The 14,934-nt window shown below is 61.0% G+C and carries 16 protein-coding genes; 7 read left to right on the top strand and 9 right to left on the bottom strand.

Annotated elements, in window-relative coordinates:
• Positions 1-34 precede the first annotated feature (34 nt).
• Both ACSW29_RS05750 and ACSW29_RS05745 read left to right on the top strand, forming a co-directional pair.
• A complete protein-coding gene (locus ACSW29_RS05750) occupies positions 35-823 on the top strand; it encodes a pirin family protein (RefSeq protein ID WP_317827428.1) in 789 nt (262 codons plus the stop codon).
• A 1-nt stretch (position 824) separates the two neighbouring features.
• A complete protein-coding gene (locus ACSW29_RS05745; RefSeq protein WP_448276800.1) occupies positions 825-1,889 on the top strand; it encodes a maleylacetate reductase in 1,065 nt (354 codons plus the stop codon).
• Positions 1,890-1,896: 7 nt separating this feature from the next.
• On the opposite strand, the gene ACSW29_RS05740 is transcribed toward ACSW29_RS05745, so the two are convergent.
• A complete protein-coding gene (locus tag ACSW29_RS05740; RefSeq protein WP_230814824.1) occupies positions 1,897-2,418 on the bottom strand; it encodes an Lrp/AsnC family transcriptional regulator in 522 nt (173 codons plus the stop codon).
• 109 nt (positions 2,419-2,527) lie between these two features.
• Between ACSW29_RS05740 and ald the strand changes: the two genes are divergently transcribed.
• Together ald and ACSW29_RS05730 are read left to right on the top strand one after the other, a co-directional pair.
• Complete coding sequence (ald, locus tag ACSW29_RS05735; protein ID WP_230814823.1) at positions 2,528-3,628, top strand: alanine dehydrogenase; 1,101 nt, start codon at positions 2,528-2,530, stop codon at positions 3,626-3,628.
• Positions 3,629-3,681: 53 nt separating this feature from the next.
• Positions 3,682-4,557 carry an aldo/keto reductase gene (locus ACSW29_RS05730; RefSeq protein ID WP_448276798.1) on the top strand — a complete coding sequence of 292 codons (876 nt, stop codon included), beginning with the start codon at positions 3,682-3,684 and terminating at the stop codon, positions 4,555-4,557.
• Here ACSW29_RS05730 and ACSW29_RS05725 read toward each other — a convergent pair whose 3' ends face one another.
• The 3 genes from ACSW29_RS05725 to ACSW29_RS05715 all read right to left on the bottom strand — a co-directional run bounded on the left by ACSW29_RS05725 (position 4,558) and on the right by ACSW29_RS05715 (position 6,991).
• Entirely contained in the window at positions 4,558-5,808 is a 1,251-nt protein-coding gene (locus ACSW29_RS05725) for an NADH:flavin oxidoreductase/NADH oxidase family protein (RefSeq protein ID WP_317827431.1), read from the bottom strand.
• Between the two features lie 31 nt (positions 5,809-5,839).
• Complete coding sequence (locus ACSW29_RS05720; protein WP_448276797.1) at positions 5,840-6,343, bottom strand: SRPBCC family protein; 504 nt, start codon at positions 6,341-6,343, stop codon at positions 5,840-5,842.
• Between the two features lie 72 nt (positions 6,344-6,415).
• Positions 6,416-6,991, bottom strand: a complete 576-nt coding sequence (locus tag ACSW29_RS05715) for a TetR/AcrR family transcriptional regulator (RefSeq protein WP_317827433.1) — start codon at positions 6,989-6,991, stop codon at positions 6,416-6,418.
• Positions 6,992-7,076: 85 nt separating this feature from the next.
• Between ACSW29_RS05715 and ACSW29_RS05710 the strand changes: the two genes are divergently transcribed.
• Both ACSW29_RS05710 and ACSW29_RS05705 read left to right on the top strand, forming a co-directional pair.
• Entirely contained in the window at positions 7,077-7,535 is a 459-nt protein-coding gene (locus ACSW29_RS05710) for a PaaI family thioesterase (protein ID WP_317827434.1), read from the top strand.
• 257 nt (positions 7,536-7,792) lie between these two features.
• On the top strand, positions 7,793-9,094 hold the full coding sequence (locus tag ACSW29_RS05705) for a TrpB-like pyridoxal phosphate-dependent enzyme (protein ID WP_230814818.1): 1,302 nt from the start codon (positions 7,793-7,795) through the stop codon (positions 9,092-9,094).
• Positions 9,095-9,158: 64 nt separating this feature from the next.
• Here ACSW29_RS05705 and ACSW29_RS05700 read toward each other — a convergent pair whose 3' ends face one another.
• A complete protein-coding gene (locus ACSW29_RS05700; protein ID WP_448276796.1) occupies positions 9,159-10,280 on the bottom strand; it encodes a CU044_5270 family protein in 1,122 nt (373 codons plus the stop codon).
• Positions 10,280-10,879: an RNA polymerase sigma factor gene (locus tag ACSW29_RS05695; protein WP_317827436.1), complete on the bottom strand. Its 600-nt coding sequence runs from the start codon at positions 10,877-10,879 to the stop codon at positions 10,280-10,282. Before ACSW29_RS05695 ends, ACSW29_RS05700 begins: the two co-directional genes overlap by 1 nt.
• Before the next feature lie 250 nt (positions 10,880-11,129).
• Between ACSW29_RS05695 and ACSW29_RS05690 the strand changes: the two genes are divergently transcribed.
• Entirely contained in the window at positions 11,130-12,554 is a 1,425-nt protein-coding gene (locus ACSW29_RS05690) for an outer membrane protein assembly factor BamB family protein (protein WP_448276795.1), read from the top strand.
• Positions 12,555-12,809: 255 nt separating this feature from the next.
• Here ACSW29_RS05690 and ACSW29_RS05685 read toward each other — a convergent pair whose 3' ends face one another.
• The 3 genes from ACSW29_RS05685 to ACSW29_RS05675 form a co-directional block, all read right to left on the bottom strand.
• On the bottom strand, positions 12,810-13,172 hold the full coding sequence (locus tag ACSW29_RS05685) for a hypothetical protein (RefSeq protein WP_448276794.1): 363 nt from the start codon (positions 13,170-13,172) through the stop codon (positions 12,810-12,812).
• Positions 13,173-13,918: 746 nt separating this feature from the next.
• Positions 13,919-14,332, bottom strand: a complete 414-nt coding sequence (locus ACSW29_RS05680) for a hypothetical protein (RefSeq protein ID WP_448276793.1) — start codon at positions 14,330-14,332, stop codon at positions 13,919-13,921.
• Between the two features lie 60 nt (positions 14,333-14,392).
• Complete coding sequence (locus ACSW29_RS05675; protein ID WP_448276792.1) at positions 14,393-14,608, bottom strand: hypothetical protein; 216 nt, start codon at positions 14,606-14,608, stop codon at positions 14,393-14,395.
• Between the last annotated feature and the right edge of the window lie 326 nt (positions 14,609-14,934).

The raw sequence follows: 14,934 nt of genomic DNA, 5'->3' as shown, positions 1-14,934 counted from the left end.
CTTGCTCTCCCCCATACCATTCGGAAGGCACCCCATGACCTCCACTCTGTCGCAGCCGAACCTCGACGTCCGTCGATCGGGCGATCGCTTCAAGTCCAATGCCGGCTGGCTGGACTCGAAGCACTCCTTCTCGTTCAGCAATCACTACGACCCGAAGAACACTCACCACGGTCTTCTCCTGGTCAACAACGACGACATCGTCACGCCGGGAATGGGATTCGACACCCACCCGCACCAGGACATGGAGATCATCACCTGGGTTCTGAGAGGTTCTCTCGTGCATCAGGATTCGATGGGTCATTCGGGTGTCATCTACCCCGGTCTCGCCCAGCGGATGAGCGCCGGAACTGGCATCCTGCATTCCGAGAAGAACGACTCGTGGCGGCTCGGTGACATGGCCGGCGTGCATTCCGACAAGCACAGCGACCCGGTTCACTTCATCCAGATGTGGGTTGTCCCCGACGAAGCCGGGATCACGCCCGGCTACGAACAGTTGGAGATCGACGCCGAATTGCTTGCCGGTGGACTGGTTCCCGTCGCGTCCGGCATGGACGCGTACGCCGATCACTCGGCAATCCGGATCAAGAACAAGTACGCCGCGATGCACGTCGCACGTCTGCAACCCGGACAGCCCGTGACCCTGCCGGATGCACCGTTCCTGCATGTTTTTGTCGCCGACGGTCAGGCCGCCATGGAAAGCGTCGGCGTGCTCGAACAAGGTGACGCGGTACGCGTGTCCGGCGGCGGAGGCCAGCAGGTCAGTTCCGATACCGGCGCCGAGGTCATCGTCTGGGAAATGCACGCCACCGTTTCGCAGGGATGACATGAAGTCCTTCTCGTACGACCCTTCACCGGCTCGAATTGTCTTCGGCCAAGGGATGATCCGCGAGATCGCCGAAGAAGTCAGACGGCTCGGCCGTAGCCGAGTGATGGTGCTGGCAAGCCGTCGACTGGACGCGCTTGCCGCCGACGTCACCGAATCTCTCGGCGACATGGCCGTCGTCCGCTTCGACGGCGCCGTGATGCACACTCCAACCGAAGTCACGACAGCCGCGCTGAAGCTTGCCGAGACCCATCACGTGGACACCGTCGTCGCGATCGGCGGCGGTTCGGCAACCGGGTTGTCCAAGGCACTGGCACTACGAGCGGGGTTCGATCAGATCATCGTTCCGACGACGTATGCGGGTTCAGAAGCCACTCCGATGTTGGGTGAAACAGAGAACGGACGCAAGACAACTCGCTCGTCGCCCCACATCAGACCCGAAACCGTGGTCTACGACGTCAACCTCACTCTCGATCTGCCGCTGGACACCACGGTCACCAGTGCTGTCAACGCGATGGCGCACGCGGTTGAAGCGTTGTATTCCGCCGAGTCCAATCCGATCACCGACTCGATGGCAATCGAGGCACTCTCCGGAATCGCTCGGGCATTGCCGATCATCGTCGGCGATCCGAGAAATGTGGAAGGCCGGGCAGATCTGCTGCAATCGGCCTGGTTGTCCGGAACCTGCTTGGGCACAGTCGGTATGGGGCTTCATCACAAGTTGTGCCACACCCTCGGTGGCAGCTTCGGTTTGCCACACGCTCCCACCCACACTGTTGTCCTCCCCCAGGCAATGGCGTTCAACGCACCTGCCGTGCCGGAAGTCATGTCGCGAATAGCGACTGCCTTGGGTGTATCCGACGCCGCCACCGGCGTTTTCGACCTCGTCACCTCGTGCGGCGGACCGATCTCTCTGCGAGAACTGGGAATGAGTCACGATCAGATCGGCCGTGCAATCGAACTCGCGACCGCGGCCGCTTATCCGAATCCGCGTGAGATCACCCCGACAGGCCTGAGCGAACTCCTCGAGAACGCCTGGTCCGGGCGTCGACCCGCCATCAGGTGAGAACGAATCAGGCAGTACCGCCTCGAGGCCTGACATGTTCGAAGATCAGAATCGTCTCAGTCGCAGCAACCGCCGGATGCGCCGAGAGATTGTTGACGACGAAGTCGCGCAACTGCGCCGAATCCGTCATTGCGACGTGCAACATGTAATCGTCGACACCGGCCACGAAATACACGTTGAGCACGGAGTCCAGCTTGGCGAAGTCGTCACCGAGTCGGTTGAGATGCGACCGCGCGTTGGCCTGCAGTCGAACTGCGATCATCGCCTGCAGATCCATTCCGAGAGCGGCGGGGTCGATGTCCGCATGGAATCCCCTGATCACGCCGTTGTCCACCAAGGCGCGCACACGTCCGAGGCATGTCGACGGCGCAATTCCCGCAATCGCAGCCAGCGCATTGTTCGGAATCCTCGCGTCCTTCGCCAGCTCTTCGAGCAGAACCCGGTCGATCTCGTCCAACTTCATTGCTGCCCGAACATGCTTCGGCGAGGCAGCCGTCTGAATACCGATTTTTGAACTTTCACGCACCATGCATCCAGCATAGAGAATTATCTTCACTTCTCTTCACTATCTGGCGACGAAACTTCATGCTTGGCACCTGCCATTCGAAGAAACAACAGACTCAGTTCGGAGCCGTGTCATGAAGGTCGGAATCCCCCGCGAAATCAAAAACCACGAGTACCGCGTGGCCATCAGCCCAGCAGGCGTCCACGAACTGGTCGGCCGAGGGCACGAGGTCGTCATCGAAACGGGTGCAGGCATCGGCTCCTCGTTCAGTGACGAGGATTTCAAGGCCGCAGGCGCGCAGATCCTCGGGTCCGCCGATCAGGTCTGGGCGGACGCAGATCTGCTCCTCAAGGTCAAAGAACCCATTGCAGAGGAGTATTTGCGGCTCCGCAAGGATCAGGTGCTCTTCACCTACCTTCACCTGGCGGCGTCGAAGGAATGCACCGACGCGCTCCTGACGTCGAAGACCACCTCCATCGCCTACGAAACCGTTGTCGGTTCCGACGGTTCACTGCCCCTCCTCGCCCCGATGAGCGAAGTAGCCGGACGCCTGGCACCGCAGGCCGGCGCCTACCACTTGATGCGTCACGGCGGCGGACGCGGAGTTCTGATGGGCGGCGTTCCCGGAGTGCGCCCCGCCAAGGTCGTGGTGATCGGTGCGGGAGTGTCCGGCAAGAATGCCATCGCCGTGGCCTACGGCATGCAGGCCGACGTCACCGTTCTCGATCTGTCGATCGCGCGCCTGCGGGAAATCGACGAGCTGTACCACGGCCAGGTCAAGACCATCACGTCCAACAGCCTCGAACTGGAACAGGCAGTGCTCGACGCCGACCTTGTCATCGGCGCCGTGCTGGTCCCCGGGGCGAAGGCTCCAACACTCGTGTCCAACAGCCTGGTGGCGCGCATGAAGCCGGGTTCTGTCCTGGTCGACATCGCCATCGATCAGGGCGGCTGCTTCGAGGATTCGCACGCGACCACGCACGCCGATCCGACGTACCAGGTTCACGGATCGGTCTTCTACTGCGTTGCGAACATGCCCGGAGCCGTCCCCCGTACCTCGACGTACGCGCTCACCAACGCGACGCTTCCGTACGTCGTCGCATTGGCCGACAAGGGATGGAAGGACGCGGTCGCGACAGTTCCCGGCCTGGGGTCAGGACTGAGCACACACGACGGTCTGCTCCTGTCCGACAGTGTTGCAGCGGCACACGGGTACTCGGCTACGACTCTCTGACCCAGGCGGCTCTGACCCAGGCAAGGAAAGCTCGAGATCGCTAGCCTTGATCCATGAGCAATCCTGACATCACGCTGAATTCCGGAACCACGATCCCGCAACTCGGCCTCGGAGTCTGGCAGGCCACCAACGACGAAACCGAGCATGCAGTGCGGTTTGCGCTCGACGAGGCCGGCTACAGGCACATCGACACCGCCGCCGCATACGGAAACGAAGAGGGCGTCGGACGAGGTATCGCCAACTCGTCCGTCGCGCGAGAGGACATCTTCCTCACCACGAAGCTGTGGAATGCAGATCAGGGCTACGAGCCGGCGTTGAGGGCTTTCGACACCAGTATCGACAAGCTGGGCGTCGACTACGTCGATCTCTACCTGATCCACTGGCCGCTGCAGGACAACGACCGTCTTCTCCGCACGTGGGACGCGCTCGAAAAGATCGCGGAATCGGGCCGCGCCAAGGCAATCGGGGTGTGCAACTTCGAGCCGCATCATCTGCAGCTCCTCGTCGATCGCGGCGGAATGTTGCCCGCCGTCGATCAGGTGGAACTGCATCCGCACCTCACGCAGCACGCGATCCGGGGCAAGGCCGCCGAGCACGGGATCAAGGTCGAATCGTGGAGCCCACTCGGCGGCACCAGCAACGCAGGTTGGGGTAAGGCGTCGAAGCCCAACACGCTGCTCACCGATCCGATCATCACGCGAATCGGTGACCGCCACAGCAAGACTGCCGCTCAGGTCCTGATCCGCTGGCACCTTCAGAACGGCCTGATCGTCATCCCGAAATCCGTACACGATGCTCGGATCGCTCAGAACATCGACGTATTCGACTTCGAACTCACTGATCTCGATCTGAGCGAAATCGACACGCTCGACGACGGTACCCGCGTCGGCGCGCATCCCGATGAACTCAATATCGGTGCGCCGAGCTGATCAAGCCGCTCGCTTGGTGGGGCGAAGCGCATCGAATCCGTTTCGCCTCACCATCGTTCCGAGGGTCTTCCACCACGGCCGAGCCGGATCCGGCTCGCTTCCGTCGCCCATTCGGTGCAATTGATCGGTGTGCCACTGCAGGTCGAGTGCACCGTCGAGCATCGAGATGTCGGCAACCTTCCCCAACAACTTCCGCGCTCCGAACTCCACAGTCGGGACGTTCAATCGTTCCCGATCCGATTCCAGGAGAACGGTTGCCGCGTCGGGAATCGTGATCGTCGGCCGGCCGAGGCCGATCACGTCGCACGCGCCGGAAGCGAGTGCCTCGACCATCGCCGATCGCGAGCGGAAGCCGCCGGTGACCGCCAAGGGAATGTCGCCGGCAATCGCTCGGACTGTCTCGGCATACTCGAGGAAATATGCCTCTCGATCGCGAGTGCTCTGCTTCTGCGCTTTACCCATCATGGCCGGCGATTCATAACTGCCACCGCTGATCTCGATGAGATCGACCGACTCTTCGGTCAACGCGCGTACTACTTCTCGCGACTCGTCTTCGGAGAACCCGCCGCGCTGGAAATCAGCCGAGTTGAGTTTGACCGACACCGCGAATCCCGGAGCAACGGTAGAGCGTATCCGCCGAACGATTTCGATCAGAAAGCGTCGTCGACGCTCGGGATCTCCACCCCACTCGTCCGTCCGCTGATTGGACAAGGGCGAAAGGAACTGCGCAACAAGATAACCGTGCGCTGCGTGTATCTGCACGCCACCAAATCCGGAGGACTCGGCGACGCGAGCCGTTTCCGCGAACTTGTTGATGATCTCGTCGATCTCAGCAGTCGAGAGTTCTCGCGGCGTCGCCATTCCCGGAATCTTCAGCGCGATCGCGCTCGGGGCGACCGGTCTACCTCTGCTGGCAATCGGGTTGGATTGCCGCCCTGGGTGGTTCAGCTGCATCCAGATCTCGGCGCCGCCGTTTTTGGCAGTCTTGGCCCAGGCAGTCAGTGCTTCGGCATCACGATCGTCGTCGACCACGACGTTGCCCGGTTCGGCGATCTGTGATCGATCGACCATGACATTTCCGGTGATCAGCAACCCGAACCCACCATTGCCCCAACGACCGTACAAAGTCTCCAGTCGGGCTGACGGTCCATGTGCCCGGTCCCCTAGAGCCTCACTGAGCGCAGCTTTCATGGTCCGATTTCGCAGTATCTGCCCGCAGGGCAAAGTCAGCGATTCTCCGAGCGTGGTCATGAATGCCTCTCGCGTAAATGGGGGAAGAAGGTCAATGGCGGGGCGCAGAACCGAAGTGCCGCTTGGTATCGCGCACGAAGCTCGAGAAGATCAGTGAGTTGACCGGTAGCCCGCCGCGCACCGCGAGCGACAGCTTCGGACGCGGTGAGAATGCAAAGGTCCACTGCAGTCTCGAACCCACTGCGAGCTCGTCGACGCGGTAGTCCTCCGCGAAGGATTGGAACAGCGGCACATTCGATTGTTCGACGTAAAACGAGTGCCGACGCGTTTCGTCGTCCCAGGTGATGAACTTTTCGCGCATCTGCATTGCACCGCCGCCCACCTCCGCGATTCGTCGCGTGCCGACACCGTACGGGCGAGGCGAGGTGTAGTGAACTTTGGTGAGCATCCGGCACCACGACAACGGTTCGTCCGCGGTCAGACCAGCCCAGACGTCATCCGGTTGGGCGGTGAGGTCGATCGAATACGTGAAGATATGCGGTGCCGTGTCGAAAAAATCGGCACCGACCGGCTCGAGGTCGAACCAATGTGTCATCGCCTACTCCTGCCCAATTAGCCGTTACATGAAGTTACGGATACTTGACGACCGAAGTCAACCCCCGAATGCTCAGTTGGACCGAGCTTCAGAGCGCGAGAGCCCCTGCAGCGAAGCGATGACCTGTTCGAGCGGCTCGATACTTCGAGTCGTCTGGCACACCGCCACTGCACCTTCGACCGACGTGATCGTCAGGTTTGCCATCGATATTGCCTGCGCCGCAGGATAACCCGCCGTTTCGAGTTGCGATTCGATCAACTTCTGCCATCCCAGCATGACCTCAGCCGATACTTCCGCGACTTCTGGCTCACTGGCGCGTGCCAACCCGCCGGCAATCACCGGGCAGCCGATCGCGAAGTCCGAACGCGTGAGATTGAGTCGCCAGATGTCTCCGACCGCTTCGATCACGTCGGCAGTGGAACCGGTAGCCGCAGCCGAGCTGATTCGTCTGGTGATGATCGCACCGGCCGCGCGCACGGCTTCGACCATCAATTCGGTCTTACCGCCTGGAAAGTGATGGTAGATCGACCCACGGGGTGCGCCACTGTGTTTGATGACGTCACTGAAGGATGTCGCATCGACGCCGTTGCGGCTGATCAGTTCGACCGCACTGCGAATCATGCGATCACGTGAGCTCAGCTCTGCCATGTCACAGATCCTTCGGCCGTCGGTACACCTGTCAACTCATACGCTACGTTATGTATGACGACCGACATAGTGATGGGATGAAACAATGAGTGACGAGACAACCGCAACCGTCGATCCGGCGCAGATGACAGGCCTCGAACTTCTGCGCTGGATGGGAACGCAGGTCAACGACCGACCCAGCATTGGACGCCTCCTCGGCATGGAGATGCGCGAGGTCAACGAGGGATCCGTGAGCTTCGCCCTGACCCCGCGCGCCGATTTCAGCAACCCGCTCGGCACCGTGCACGGCGGAATCTGCGCAACGCTGCTCGATTCGGTCATGGGCTGCGCGGTACACACGACGCTTCCGGCCGGCGTCGGCTACACGACCCTCGAACTCAAGCTCAACTACATCCGCACTGTGCCTCTCGACGGTGACGAACTGACCGCCCACGGCAGTGTCATTCATGTGGGTGGGCGTACCGCGACCGCGGAGGGCAAGGTCTTGGACAAGAACGGCAAGTTGGTGGCGCACGGAACTACGACGTGCATGATTTTCCGCTGAGCCGACGAAGGATGGCGAGAACGCAACTGTGCCTGACGTGAGCAGGGCGCGAGTGCCGATGTACGATCGGCTCGTGACCCTGCTCACTGCGCACCTCTGGTGGCCCGACCGCTGACGGTCAGCCGCAACTGCGTGCTGCCCGGACCGACATCGGGTGGTCCAGCAGGCTCCTCTCAGGATCCCCGATCCGGCAAATGCCGTACGCGTCGTCGCTACGACCGCCAAGATCAGGTACCGAATCCACGAAGGAGAGTTAGTTGACCACCACCCCACTCAACCGTTCGCTCGAGCCTTTGGGCGTCTCCATCCCGTCGAAAGTGCCGACGCACTGGTACAACCTGGCGGCCGACCTCCCCGAGCCTGTTCCCCCGCACCTGCATCCGGGCACTCGTGAGCCGCTCGGCCCCGAGGACTTGGCGCCGCTGTTCCCGATGAACCTCATTGCGCAGGAAGTCGCAACCGAGCGCTACATCGAGATCCCGGAGACGGTTCGCGAGATCTACGGCATGTGGAGGCCCTCTCCCCTGTTCCGCGCACACCGACTCGAGCGCGCTCTGGGCACACCCGCCCGCATCTACTACAAGTACGAAGGCGTCAGCCCGGTCGGTTCGCACAAGCCGAATACTGCTGTCGCGCAGGCTTACTACAACGCAATCGAGGGAACCACCAAGCTCACCACCGAAACCGGTGCAGGCCAGTGGGGTGCGTCGCTGTCGTTCGCGGGCGCGCTGCTCGGACTCGAGGTCGAGGTATGGCAGGTTCGCTCGTCCTTCGATTCGAAGCCGTACCGCCGCATCCAGATGGAGGCGTACGGCGGAATCTGTCACCCATCGCCTTCCGATCTCACGGAAGCCGGACGCGCACTGCTGAAGTCGCATCCCGACACCACCGGCTCGCTGGGTATGGCGATCAGTGAGGCCGTCGAGGTCGCCGCGCAGGATCCGAACACACACTACTCACTCGGTAGCGTGCTGAACCACGTCATGCTGCACCAGACCGTGATCGGTCAGGAAGCAATGGTTCAGCTCGAAGAAGCCGGCGACGCCGTCCCCGACACCGTGTTCGGTTGCGCGGGTGGCGGTTCAAACCTCGCCGGACTCACCTTCCCGTTCCTGGGACGAAACCTTCGCGAAGGCACCAAGACTCGCCTGGTCGCCTGCGAGCCTTCGGCATGCCCGTCCCTCACCCAGGGCGAGTACCGCTACGACTTCGGTGACGTCGCCGGCCTCACCCCGCTGCTCAAGATGCACACTCTTGGCAAGGACTTCGTTCCGCCGGCCATCCATGCCGGTGGCCTTCGCTACCACGGCATGTCGCCGATGGTCTCGCATGCGGTCAACCTCGGACTCATGGATGCGATTGCCGTCGATCAGGACGACGCTCTCCAGGCCGGTCTGATCTTCGCGCGCGCCGAAGGAATCATCCCGGCTCCGGAATCGACCCACGCGGTTGCCGGCGCCATCGCTCACGCTCGTGCCGTCACCGAACCCGAGGTGATCGTAATCGGGCTTTCAGGCAACGGTCAGTTGGATCTCCCGGCGTACTCGCCCTACGTCTGACTCCGGCGGTGTGGTGGTCTCGAGTGTACGAGGCCACCACACTTCGTCACACCGAGCACGTTCTCTATTCGTATCCCAGTTCGTCGACGGAACGGACGGTGATCGAACTTGTCCCCAACACAGTGCCGGGGGCTATCCAAGGATCTTCCGGAACGGCGCCCGCGACCCGTCGTTCGCCGATGAACTCACCGGTACCCGGATCGATGATCAAGTCGCGACGCTCGTGAACACCGCTGAGCCCGAGTGCGATTCCGACCCGACCGTCAAGCGTGGTCTGTTCCACGGTCTCCACACCATCGATTCCGGCGATCGCGCGATACCACTGTGCTTTGAGGTCTGACGGCATCATGCCGGCTCTCAGTATTTCAATCGCGATGTGGAACATCGCTTCCGGCGTCGAACCGCGCGGCGCCGTGTAGTCGCGCAGCCATCGAAGCAACCCCTCGGGGTCAGCGGGCAGCGACCGATAGAAGTTGGGATCGTCCCAGTCGTCCGGAACGCAGTTGAAGTTGTCGCGATTGTCGTCGAAGAATCGGCCGCAGCGGGCGCGCCATTCCCCGTTTCGGGTTTCGTCGATGTACAGAGCTGATTCACTCTCCGGCGTCGTGCCGCCGAGCCACCGCGACTGGCCGGTTGACCGCCGCTCGAGCCATTCTTGTGTTTCGTCTGCCGGAATCCATAGCTGCGAACGGGTTTCGAGCAGGTAGGTGTAGCCGTTGCGTGGAGCGTCGGGACCTGCTTCGTAAGGAGATCCGTACTCCATCCCCTGTTGGACCCACGCGTGCTCCTCGACGAGTCGAAACGGTCCCTGTCGAGCGGAGATCATCTCGACCGATTCGAGCGAACGCGCGGCTTGCTGTAGGACGTGTTCGGCGGAGGCGAGTTCGATGGATGGCACCGGCAGCGACACACCACCCGTACTGCCTGTCTGCTCTGAAGGTGTGAACTGCACCAGCACCGCAGCCAGGCAGACCGCCATGAGCACCGCGGCACCGGCGTAGACCGAAGCGGGCACGCGCCGCAGAGCGAACCTGCGACTGGGTACCGGCGGAGAACTTTCGGCCGCTTTCGCGTCGGCGAGGACCCGATGCCGAATCGCTGCCAAGGCGTCGACGTCCGGCTTGTCGAGCGCATCGCGGAGTTCGAGCAACGTGTCGTCCAGGGGATCGGTCCGAGGATTCGGCATCAGTTCTCTCCCGAGGCTTGTTGGAGGTTTTCGGAGTCGAGCAGCAAAGTCCGCAGGCGAGTGCGCGTGCGGTGCAGCCTGGACCGGACGGTGCTGGCCGGCACGGACAGGATCTCCGCGATCTCGGTCGGCTCGAGATGGGCCCAGGACGAGAGGAGCAGCACGTCGCGTTCGTCCTCCGTCAGCTCGGCGAGTGCCGACGCGATCACCTCGAGGCGACGGGACGCGTCCACCCGAGCCGTGACAAGGTCTTCCGGCGCTGTCTCGGACACGACGCGTTCGCCATGTACCCGCGCGAGTGCGCGTTCGGCGCGATCCTGGGAACGAAAGTGTGCCCGGAGCAGGGTGTGGGTAATGCCGAACAGCCAAGCGCGAACGGGAGCCCGGCTAGGGTCATAGGTGGATCGACGATCGATCGCGACGGCAAAAGCCTCGGCGACGAGGTCGTCGGCATGATGTTCGCCTGCTCGAGCGCACACGTACCGGCGAAGATCGGCAGCATGGGCGTCGAAGAGCTGAGCGAAGACCTCCGCCACGCACGGGCCGTGCAGGTCCGGATCCGGTGTGCCGCGATCACCGGGCGGGCTCGAAGATGTCACGGTGATACTTGGTCGGTGCGGCCCGTAGCGTCCCCGGGCTGCCGCAGCGGGTAGCGATAGCGACACACGATCCGCACTTCCCCCGAGCATTCACCACGCGCAGCAGTCGGTTCTCAGTCTCTTGATCGGAGACCAAACGCTACCCGGCACTGACGCGAGGTAAGCCGTGGGAACGATCTCGCGGCAAGGATCAAGCCCGACCGGAGGCAAAACGAACCGTTCAGTTTGCTCGATCGGTTACGGTCTTTCGATGCAGCTTCGGTTGAAGGAACACTGGAAACTGGTCGCCCTCGGACTGGCGTTGATCGTGGCGATCGCGTTCATCGTCGTATCGGTGCTCTCCGACTCCAGTGAGGCGGCCTCGCCGAAGCAGAAGTTGGGCGGTCCGATCGTCGAGCAGGGCATTGTCGACGTGGACCTCTCCGGCCCTCCGCAACAAGCCTGGGAACTCGATGTTCGAACGCTCACGGATAACTCCGGCGACGTGCTGCTGTCGATGCCTTCCGGCCTCGATCGCTGCTACGGCTACGGAAACACGTACCAGGTCGGTGACGTGCTGGTGGCCGCGACTGCTTATCCCCTGCCCAAAACCGATGAGTCTTCGTCGAGTCAGGGAGTCGGTGCCGTTTCACTGGTCGGTGTGAATCCCGACGACGGAAGTCCTCTGTGGAAAACGCGAATCGGCGGAGTCATCGGCCAGTGCAGCCAGCAGAACGAATCCACGATCATCGCGTGCTGGGGCGATCGACGGATGATCTTTGTCGATACCGCGACCGGAACTCTGTTGTCCGACCTCGGAACCGACTTCGATCTCAGTGGTGCCGCCATCACCGGAGACACTGTGTACACGTCCGGTGAGAGAGTGGACGGAACCGTTCGCACACGAATTCTTGCCAGCGGCAACACCACCAATGTGACGGCCAACTTCGTTCGTACCTTCGAACCAAGTGAAAAGTTCGGATCGGTCTACACGATCCCGAGCACCAACACTGTCATTGCAATGGAACAGGGCGATGGCGGGGACCCACAGTACCGCTATCGAATCTACGATCTGGATTCCGGCGCAGAACGATTCAGATTCGAGGGTGATTCGCTTGTCCCTGCCGGGAACGGATTGTTCCTCACCAGTGTCGGCGGCAGATCAGGCTATGTAGGAACCCAAAATCTTTTGGCTACCGACGGATCCACGATTCGTGCGATACCGATTCCCTCTTCCTCATCGTCGTCCTACCCGAGTAAGCCCTCGACAGCGGTGCCGATGTTTCTCGGCGACGGCGCCTACGACCCGGAGTCCGGTGACGAACTTTGGCGCAGCTCACAAATCATCAATACCGAGATGGCCGGGACGGGAAGCGCCATTGCCGCAGTGGTAGGTAAAACAATCCTGGTCACGTCGCCGGAGACCCGCACAATCTCGGGTCTCGACGTCGAGAGTGGTCGACAGCTATGGCAGACACCCTGGCAAGACGCGTACTGGATTCGAAACGGAGCGACCGATGGCGACCACTTCGTCTTCAGCGACTACACCGGAATGCATTCGATCCGGGCTCGCGACGGAAAGATGATGTGGTCGGTACCCCTTCCGCCAGAGGTCGATCCGCGCGGGGTCGTCGTCTCGAATGCCGGCAAAAACGTGTCGTTCTCCTGGCAGAACCATTTCACCGTTTGGCGCTAGATGGCCGACTTGCCCTGAGCACTTGACGCTGCAGCCTGTCCCAACCGTGTTGGGCATTGGGCCTCAGTCATTGGCCAGATCTCGCTACTACATCCGCCTCGATGTGACGCTCGCAGCCGCTCCGCCCCATCGGCTGACGGTATTCGTGTCCCCGAAATCGGAGGACGGTCGGGGGGTCAAAACGCGCATCCAAATCCACAGAGGCGCGCTCTATCGCGATTTGATTCCCAGCGCGAGTTGCGAATTCGAGACGGATCAGAGCGGAGGGCTTTCTACCTCTTCGCTCAAAACCTCGGTTCCAGACAGCGAATATGACGCCGCAGATGCTTCGTAGAGCCACGAGACGAGCCCCGCAGCAAACTGGGTTGGTTCGCGAACCATCGGACCGCCGCCGGGAAGAAAGAAACGGCCGAATGTCATCTGATTCGTACTGGGGATTTCGATCTCCAATTGGAAGTATCGCTGCTCGAGTATCCGCTGAAAGCTGAACCTGACGATTCCGCCATAGAGCCAGTCGAGGGCGAGGGCTCGGACATCGCTTCTGATCGCAGATCTACGAGACAAGGCGCCCAGGGTGGCGGCGAATGTTTCGCCGAGACCGGAACTTTCGAGTGGCACGGTGACGCACATTCTCCAGAATCTTCCTCGCCGGTCCATGTACGGCTGGTAGAAATCGCGATTCAGGGAGCGATAGACGGGTAGAAGCGATCCGCGAATCTTATCCGCCAGGAAGACAGAAAAGCCCCGAAACATGTTCGAATACTTACGTCAATCGAAATCCTGTGGGGCTTCGATCATCGTTCCAGAACCTGAGAATAACGCGGCAACAAGGTACCGTGACCACGTTTCCTCGAGATCCGGTACGTAGATGTAGACAGGCCCCAGATTTATCGGTGCGGCGTGCCGAACTACATTAATAGCGGTCGACGGTTGCAGAACAGAATCCGTGACGACGAAGCCGAGCATGCTGTTTCCTGTGGCAGGGACGAATGTTCCGTCATCGTCGACAGAGCGTTGGCTGACCCCAATCCGGACCGGTTTGCCGCCAACTTCTGCCGAATACCCGGAATGGGGAACTCTACTTCCCCGCAGAATGGCCTGGATGTCGATGCCGCCGTCCCCGACTGGCACCGACTGGAACTCACGCACGTTGTGCAGTCACGATAGAGGTGAGCAGCGAGCGGATGCGATCGCGGTTTTTCGTCACGTAGGTACGCTCCTGATGACTCCGCGCAGAGACGAAGAGATGAACTCTACAAGCTTCCGGTTGGGGTTTGAACGAGGGTGCGGGACTTCGCAGCAACGCCACACCCACTGGCTGCTCTGAGCGGCAAGCATAAGGAGCTCAGATCAGGACTCCCTGCTTAGCATCGTTGTGTTAATACGAGGACGTAGAGGTCCTCACCAATCAAGTGAGCGTTGCGTTGCCAATCTGGTTCTTCCAGCCGGAAGTCAAGCAAAGTGATGAGCTTGTCCGAACCGCCAATTGCGTCGACGTCCGGCGCTTCGAGGGGCAAGACGTAGGTGGCTTTCCGGTCAGACGATTCCAGTTGCCAACAAAAAGACACGACGACGGTCCTTCCAACTGGACGTACAAGGACCTCGCTCATGTTCACCCAAGGCGTTCGGCCATACACGGGGGAATCTGGCATCTGGGCGTACCAACCTTCTGCGCCCTCTTCAGCCGGCGCAGAAGGTTCACTCAGGAAGGAACATGCGGCTTGAAGATAGTCCTCGACTTTCGCTGCGATTTCCCGCACGAGTGGGTCATTCAGCATGCTTCAGCTCCCGGCGTTTGAATCACCAACGGCTACTAATCTTTTCGGTATTGCAAATTTTCAATTCTCGGGTTCGCCGACGTGATACATGATGAACGGTCCCGGGTCGGGCATTATCAGAATGCTTCCGGGCCCTGACTCCGCCTGGCGTTCTTGGTAGACGCCTTCTGAGGCATCACGTGCGAAGTCGTCAGCAGTGAGTGGGTGGGTACCGTCCTCGATAACAGGGTCTTCAGGATCCGCATCATCGTTTATCTGCATGGGTTCATCGGTCATGACTGTCTGCTCTGTTCTTGGTGGCTGATCGGAGCTGATCGGTGAAATTTCGAATATGAGAGCACACGTGAACGAGATAGCTAACGTAGCCAGTGCCGCCGCACCGATCTGCAATCCACGACTGTTCAGTTCGTCATCTCCTCGCGCGGGTGGGCACTGAATTCTACCCATCCTCACCCGACAGTATTCCGATGTCCAGGGTGAGTCCTGAATAGACCGGAGAACCAGCGGTTCGAGTGACTACTTCACACACAGTGTTCTTACGCAGTTCGTCACTCCAATGACTCGCCACCGGCATTGCCATCGAACTAGGTCGCGGGCCATGG

Source organism: Rhodococcus sp. GB-02 (assembly GCF_053470465.1).
This window is presented reverse-complemented; position numbering and strand designations above follow the sequence as displayed.